Here is a 7,105-nt window from a genome sequence, read left to right as displayed (position 1 = left end):
ACTGACGACTATCCAGAATAGCCTTGTGCCCCACTAGGGTCGGTCCGCAATTGCGCCGAAGCGTCGGCAACCGGCGGTCTTCGCGCTTCCGGTACGACATTGCGCTTGCGCTTGAATGTACGGCATCGGCACGGAGCAACGCCGGGGGACTGCGAGCCAGCAAAGCTCCAGCATTTGCGCTGAAGCCGCTGTTGACACGGCTATCCCGGTGGCATTCTCTTTCTCGCAAGACGATCTCGAACGAGGCCATCGAGTTGCATGTCGACCCTGGAAGCCGCATTGCGCGGAGGGGCGGTTGTGGTTCTCCTGCTCCGCGTGGCGGTCCTCGCCCGCAACGCTGGAAGCAGTGAGGTCAGCCGCTATTCGGCGCTGCTGCTCGCGAGCATCGCGGCTTATATCGTTGAGTCGGCTCCCGGCTTCGGAGCGCTGGATCTGCGGCTGCGGGCTCCGGTGCACTTGATGAGTTGCGGCACACCGGCCGCGTTCTGGATCGCAATGGGAGCGATCTTCGTCGATGAGTTCCGCCTGCGGTGGTATCAGACGCTCGCCTGGCTGGCGCTGGTCACGCTCGGTGGGGCGGCCATGGCCAAACACCCGATGTCCATCGACGTCGCGCGATCTGTGCTGTCAGTCTCCCTCATGCTGCTCGGCATCTGGCAGGCATTGGCGGGCCGGGCCGCGGACCTCGTCGAAGGGCGGCGCCGGCTTCGTGTCTGGTATGCCGTCGTGACCGCGTTCTACGGGGTCGTGATCATCGCGTCGGAGTGGCTGTGGCCCGGCGGCTTGTCGGCGGCGCCGCTCAGTCTCGCGAACGCGACCGGTTTGATGGGCTTCATCTTCCTGTTCGCGGTCCTGGGATCTCTTCCATCCGGCGAGCCGTTGGTGCCCGTCCCCGTCCAAGGGCGGCAAAAGCCATCGCTTCCGAATGATGCGCCGCAAGTGCCAGCTCCAACCGGCGCCGATGCGAAGCAGCTCGCAGCGCTTCGCAACTTGCTCGACCATGGCAAGATCTATCGCGAGCCGGAGCTGAGCGTCGCGTCGCTGTCGCGAAAGCTCGACGTTCCCGAGCATCGGCTGCGCCATCTGATCAACCGGCAGCTCGGCCAGCGCAATTTCAGCGCCTTCATCAATGGCTATCGCCTGGCGGAAGCCGAGGCCGCGCTCGGCGATCCGGCCCAGGCCGCCGTGCCGGTCCTGACGATCGCGCTCGACGCCGGCTTCGGCTCGATCGGTCCCTTCAATCGCGCCTTCAAGGCGCACACCGGGCTCACGCCGACGGAGTATCGGCGCGCCCAGCTCGGCGGCGCGCCGGGCGCCGATCCCTGACCGATCCCTGGCCGACCTCTTGCCGATTCCGGATTTGACCGGCCGTTTCCAGGAATCGGCCAGTCAGGTCAAGGGAATCGGCGCGAAGCGGTGTTGCTGTCGTGCAACCTTCGATCCCGCAGGGTCGGTGCCTGCGATGCGGAGGTTGGCCATGACGGAGCTCGTCCACATATTGCAATTCGCCCTTCCGGCCGTGATCGTGATCGCGACGCTGGAGGGCCTGGTCCTCGCAGTGCTGACGCGGCGGGACTACGACTGGCGCGCCTATCTCGCCTCGCTTGCCGACGCGCTGGGCCGTCAGTATTTCGTCTATACGTTCCTGCCGCTCAGCCTGGCGCAGCCTGTGGTCGATTTCGCCTGGCGCCATCGGCTGTTCACCGTGTCGCTCAACAGCGCCGTCACCGTGGTCGTGCTCGTGATCGCCCAGGACTTCAGCTACTACTGGTTCCATCGCTGCAGCCACCGCGTGCGCTGGTTCTGGGCCACGCATGCCATTCATCATTCGTCCAACGCGTTCAATCTCGCGGCCTCCTACCGTTTCGGCTGGACCGGGCGGCTGAGCGGAGCGGCCATCTTCTACGTACCGATGATCTGGCTCGGCTTTCCGCCGGGCCCGGTGTTCATCGCCGCGGGCCTCGGCCTGCTCTATCAGTTCTGGCTGCACGCCGAGTGGATTCCAAAGCTCGGCTGGCTGGAATATTTGCTCAACACGCCCTCGCACCATCGCGTGCACCATGCCTCGAACGCGGAATATCTCGACCGCAATTACGGCGGCATCTTCATCGTGTTCGACCGCATGTTCGGGACGTTCGTCGCCGAACAAGACGACCTGCCGTGCCGGTATGGCCTGGTGACGCCGTTGCGCTCCAACAATCCGATCGTCATCGCGTTTCACGAATGGGCGGCGCTGGGGCGTGATCTGTCGCGGGCACGCTCCTGGCGCGAACGGCTCGCTTGCCTGATCGGCCCGCCAAGCGGAGTCCCGCCAGAGTGCCCAGTCGCCCGATACAGCCGACCGGGTCCGAATTGCAAGGCGAAGGCGGAGCCTCGCGCCACATCCGTGGGCCTGCCGTGAATTCTATCGGAATGCCGGATGCCGGAAATCCGCACGTCCGGCTTGATGAACGGGAAGGGAGACGGGGCGTCGCCGAATGGCCCAAGCCACCGCGCGCTTGCTCGACTCTACAATCCAACAAATTCTAATGAGTCATTCACGACGTGCCGGCGCCTTGCGGCATTATCGTACCCAGCTCGGGCTCTCACCAACGTAAGATTGTGTGCTATCTTTCATCGCTGCCCCAGCGACGCTGGGCTCACTCTTTTTTCAAGACAGTAAATTTTTAGAGGAGGAAAGCATGCGTAAATCTTACGTCTTGTGCTTCTTGATGGCCATCCTTTCGGCGCCAGCGGTCGCCGCCGATGCGGACCAGGGCCTGAAGATGGAAGCTGAAAAGATCGCCGCTGCCTACGCGGAGAATTTCAACCAACGGAATAGCGCCGGCATTGCCGCGCTCTACGCGACGGGCGGCATCGCCGTCAATCCGACGGGGATGCACACGGATATCGCGCAAATCTACGACGGCGCGTTCAAGGCCGGGTTCAACCACAATCAAATAACAGTGGATCAGGTCTGGCCGCTGGGACCAGACGCCCTCCTTGCGATGGGCGAATATCACATCACCGGCCAAAACCCGTCCGGCGCAGCTATCGAAGTCAAAGGCATCTGGACATCGACTGATGTTCGTGAAGGCGGTACTTGGAAGATCAGAATGCTCTCGGCCATGCCGAAGGCGCCCCCTCCAAAGGACTAGCGTTCCAAGCGTTGCGCACGATTGGCGAGCCGGGGGTCCACGTTGATCCCCGGTCATCGCGACAGTCTTTATCAATTGCTCTCGATGACCTAGCCGTTTCATGAATCAAGTAGGTGCCTCTGCCGGGCCCAGACGGGCCATCCGTCTCGTGCTCCATGCGGGCCATCGCGAGTGCAGCGGCCACGCCGGCGGCATCGCCAAACGTTCAAGTCAATTGGTCATGGAAGCGGCCTGCCCAGGTCGCTCACGGTCACAGCGTCCTCAAAAAGATCGATCGACATCTTGATATTGTATCGTACAATTCATACAGCCTTTAATTGACGAACCTCCGAGGGAGAGAAGATATCGGCCGCCGGCTCACGGGTCCGAACACGAGCGGCTGGAGCTGAGCATTTGCAGGGGAGGGATAGCATGACGCTGAAGCCCGGATTCCAATTCGCGGAAGCGCAGCTTCTGCTCGAGATCGCGCAGCAGGCCTATGCCGGCACGCCGTCGCTCACCGAAGCGGTGGCAACGTGCGGGGTCCCAGCCGTTCCCCAACCGAACGCGAATTGGGCCATCGTTGAGAACCTGACCCCGACGAGCTCCACGCTGTTGGATAACTACTGGCAGGTCTGGCAGAACCAGAGCAATACCAGCCAATACGCGATCGCGGTGCGCGGCACTGTCGCAAGTGCCGCCAGCGTCTTGGCCGATCTGCTGTTTCCGCTGATCAATGCGCGCTTTGACCTCAAGCTCGGCCCGATCTCGCTGCCGTTCTATCTCGCCCGCGACGAGGGTGACAGCGCCGTGAAGGCCGGTGTGCATTCGGGCTTCGCGCTGAGCCTGTTGCTCATGCTGTTCACCACCGATCACCCGCTGTTCGTGACGCTGGGGCAGCTCGCGAAGCCGGGCAACGACGTCTACATCACCGGGCACAGCCAGGGGGCCTCGATTGCGACGCTGCTCACCTCGCTGGTCCGGCACTCGACGCTGTTGTTCAAGGGGCCGGCCTACAAGACCTATACTTTCGCACCGGCGAAGGCCGGCAATGACCATTACGCCTATGATTACGCGCGGCTTGCCGGGTTCGACGGATACGGTTGGGCCGTGACCTCGACGCAGGACTGGGTGCCGCAGGCGCCGTTTACCCTGCAGTGGATCTCAGACCTCAATACGCCAAATCCGCTGCGCGGGTTCGGCGGCAGTCCCAATCCCGAGGCGATGCCCGCCCTCGGCGGTTTGGCCACCGCCGCCGAGAGCGCCGTCAGTCTTGCCCGCGATGAGCTGGCGCAGAGGCTCCAGCAGCGGGTCGAGGGGCTCTCTGCGCGACTGACATCCGAGCCGATTCATCTGAATGCCGCCGAGCTCGGCGCGGCAGCCGCCGCGCCGATTACCGGATCGGCCATCGCGGACCTGATCCGACAGATCCTCGACCAGATTCAGGACTCGCTGGACTATGCAGCCGCAGGCTCGCTGCTGCCGTTGTTCGCCACCCCGGGCGCAAACCCGACCGATGGGACGCCAGGTTGCCAGGCGCTGGACTATTTCTGGCAGCACCACCTCGGCAACTATCTGAAATACATGACGCAGCAATATGGCGGCTGAGCCGGCCATGACAGGCGCGGCCGGCGCGGCACCGTCGCCGGGGACGAAGGCCATCTTGCGGGACCCGGCTACGCCATGGCTTCGTATGCCAAGGCTTCCTACGCGAAGGCTTCCTACGCGAAGGCTTCCTACGCGAAGGCTTCCTACACCAAGGCTTCCTACACCAAGGCTTCCTACACGAAGGCTTCCTGCACGAAGGCTTCCTTCGCCGGGCAGGCAAAGCCCAGGCACGACGGAGCGAAACAGCCTGTCGCGTCTGACAGTCTGCTCGCCTCTCTCACCACCGTCATTCCGGGGCGCGCGGAGCGCGAGCCCGGAATCCATCACCGCTGATCCTGATCATCAATCAAGACCCATGCAACGACCATCTCGTCCAGCACTCCGGCCTGTGGCTATGGGTTCCGGGCTCATTCGCTTTGCGAATGCCCGCGAATGACGAGCTGCCTCGCTCGGTTATGATGCAGTAGGGACTAATCTTACCGAGTCGGAAAAGCTCCCAGCGATGCTCGCAATGATTGTGATGTGTGGATATTCGCTCAAACGCCTGTTCGGCTGTCGCGATGCCCTGGGCGAACGGGTATCGATCCAAATATCGAAAGCCAAACCAGAAAAGACGCTCGGCTCGAGCTGGACATGACGAGGCTGGTTCCGGCTGCGGCCTCAACCATCTTGCGGAGCTATCTCCCCGTCGTCCGCGCCCACGTTGCGCAATTGCGGGCCATGCCGGGGCGAAGGCGGCGGGTGTGGCCTCACATCATCGTCTCCAACACCGCGGGGGAGCCCTGATCCAGAGTCGGTCTGCCCTCGCCGCGGCCGAAGCCGCGAACGGGATGACATCTCACCGCAAAGCGTGCTACGCGGACAATCGTGCAGTGTCTCGCGAGGCGTTGGTCCGGAGACGCCGGGTTCAGCAACTTCGGACGATTTCGCTAACGCTCACGATGGGCGACGATCAATCACAATTGACTTCCAATTCACGATAGACCTGCTCGACCACTCCCAAAATTCTAGCGCGCCATGTTGGATCAATCCAAAGCGACAGTCGGCGAGCGGCGCGGTCCGCCGCACAGAGGCATCATTGGCGCCTTGACCGGCGCCGAATCCAAAACCGGAATGGACCGACGCTGGACTCCCCGCATCATCGTCCTGAGCGGCCTCGTGCTGGCGATCCTGTGTGATGCCTTCGTGGCGCATGTGCTCTCCGTGAACTTTCGGGAGACCTATCGGGCGATCGAAGCCGCCAACGACGATCTCGCCCGCGCCCTCGAAGAATACATGTTGCGCAACATGCAAGGCGTCGACGTTCTGCTGCGCACGACCATCGATGCTCTCGAGCAGAATCCGGCGCTGCTATCCGCCGGCAATCCGGCCCTGGTCGCTGAGTTGAAACGCAGGGTGGCGCCGTACCCCGCGGCAAAATCGATCGTGGTTCTCGATGCCGACGGAAACCTGCTGGGCGACACCAGCGGCAAGGAGGCGTCCGGCCGGCCGGCAAACTTCGCCGACCGGACTTATTACAAGGCCCAGCGCGATGACCCCGGCCGCGGTCTCTTCATCGACCTGCCGCTTGCTGCACGCGTTGCTCCTCAAGTTCGCTTCATTGCAGTGAGCCGCGCGTTTCTCGCTGCCGACGGGCGTTTTGGCGGCGTCGTCTTCGTGGCTCTCGACTACGACAGCCTCCGGCAGTTCTTTCTGTCACTGAACGTGGGGCAGCGCGGCACCGTGACGCTCTACCGCGACGACGGCAGGATCTTGCTGCGAACGCCGAGCGCGGACGAATTTGCCGGTCGCGACTTCAGATCGAATCTGTTGTTCACCCGCTTGCTCCCGCAGGCGCCGAGCGGAAGCTTCAAAGGGACCGGAATCACGGACGGGACGTCGCGGAGCATCAGCTATCGGCGGGTCGCCGGCATGCCGCTGGTCGTGACCGTCGCACGCGACCCGGTCGAGTTTCTGGCCGGCTGGAAGAACAATGCGCTGTACTACAGCCTGGCCGCCGCCGGGCTCAACCTGCTGATCGTCGGATTCGGCCTCGGCCTGGCCCGGCAGTGGCGGCTGCGCGCGACATCGGAACAGGCGCTGCGGGACAATCTCGCGCAGCATCAGCTGGTCACCGAAAACGTCCCGGCCCTGATCGTCCATGTCGGCGCCGATGGTCACATCCGTTATGCCAACCGCGTCGCACTGGAATGGTATGCCCAGTCGTCCGCCGACGCCATCCGCAGCCGCAAGATCGACGATTTCATCGACCCCGTGCGGCTTGGCGAATGGCGGCTGAAGATCGAGGCGGCGCTGGCGGGCCGAACCACAAGCGGCGAGGAGAAGGCGGCGTTTCCCGACGGCTGCGAACGCTGGTGCGAGACCATCCGGGTACCCGACTG

The 7,105-nt window shown here is 63.3% G+C and carries 6 protein-coding genes; all 6 read left to right on the top strand.

From position 1 onward, the window contains the following. Positions 1-297: 297 nt before the first annotated feature. Positions 298-1,326 carry a helix-turn-helix domain-containing protein gene (locus tag WCB02_RS12770; RefSeq protein WP_423958588.1) on the top strand — a complete coding sequence of 343 codons (1,029 nt, stop codon included), beginning with the start codon at positions 298-300 and terminating at the stop codon, positions 1,324-1,326. A gap of 151 nt (positions 1,327-1,477) precedes the next feature. Beyond that, positions 1,478-2,401: a sterol desaturase family protein gene (locus tag WCB02_RS12765; RefSeq protein WP_423958586.1), complete on the top strand. Its 924-nt coding sequence runs from the start codon at positions 1,478-1,480 to the stop codon at positions 2,399-2,401. 310 nt (positions 2,402-2,711) lie between these two features. Then, positions 2,712-3,137 carry a nuclear transport factor 2 family protein gene (locus WCB02_RS12760; RefSeq protein WP_423958585.1) on the top strand — a complete coding sequence of 142 codons (426 nt, stop codon included), beginning with the start codon at positions 2,712-2,714 and terminating at the stop codon, positions 3,135-3,137. Positions 3,138-3,548: 411 nt separating this feature from the next. Next, the gene (locus WCB02_RS12755; RefSeq protein WP_423958584.1) at positions 3,549-4,724 is read left to right on the top strand and encodes a lipase family protein; all 1,176 of its coding nucleotides are present in this window, start codon (positions 3,549-3,551) and stop codon (positions 4,722-4,724) included. 75 nt (positions 4,725-4,799) lie between these two features. Beyond that, the gene (locus WCB02_RS12750) at positions 4,800-5,057 is read left to right on the top strand and encodes a hypothetical protein (RefSeq protein ID WP_423958583.1); all 258 of its coding nucleotides are present in this window, start codon (positions 4,800-4,802) and stop codon (positions 5,055-5,057) included. A gap of 684 nt (positions 5,058-5,741) precedes the next feature. Continuing rightward, positions 5,742-7,105: cache domain-containing protein (locus WCB02_RS12745; RefSeq protein ID WP_423958582.1), on the top strand; the 1,364-nt coding region annotated here is incomplete at its 3' end.

It is taken from the genome of Bradyrhizobium sp., assembly GCF_049581145.1.
GTDB lineage: Bacteria > Pseudomonadota > Alphaproteobacteria > Rhizobiales > Xanthobacteraceae > Bradyrhizobium.
Note: the sequence above shows the minus strand (reverse complement) of the source record. Positions and strands in the feature narration are given on the sequence as shown.

Bases quoted from the DNA above. Each gene is read 5' to 3' on its own strand.
- WCB02_RS12765 (WP_423958586.1), top strand. From the start codon at position 1,478: ATGACGGAGCTCGTCCACATATTGCAATTCGCCCTTCCGGCCGTGATC.
- WCB02_RS12760 (WP_423958585.1), top strand. From the start codon at position 2,712: ATGGCCATCCTTTCGGCGCCAGCGGTCGCCGCCGATGCGGACCAGGGC.
- WCB02_RS12755 (WP_423958584.1), top strand. From the start codon at position 3,549: ATGACGCTGAAGCCCGGATTCCAATTCGCGGAAGCGCAGCTTCTGCTC.
- WCB02_RS12750 (WP_423958583.1), top strand. From the start codon at position 4,800: ATGGCTTCGTATGCCAAGGCTTCCTACGCGAAGGCTTCCTACGCGAAG.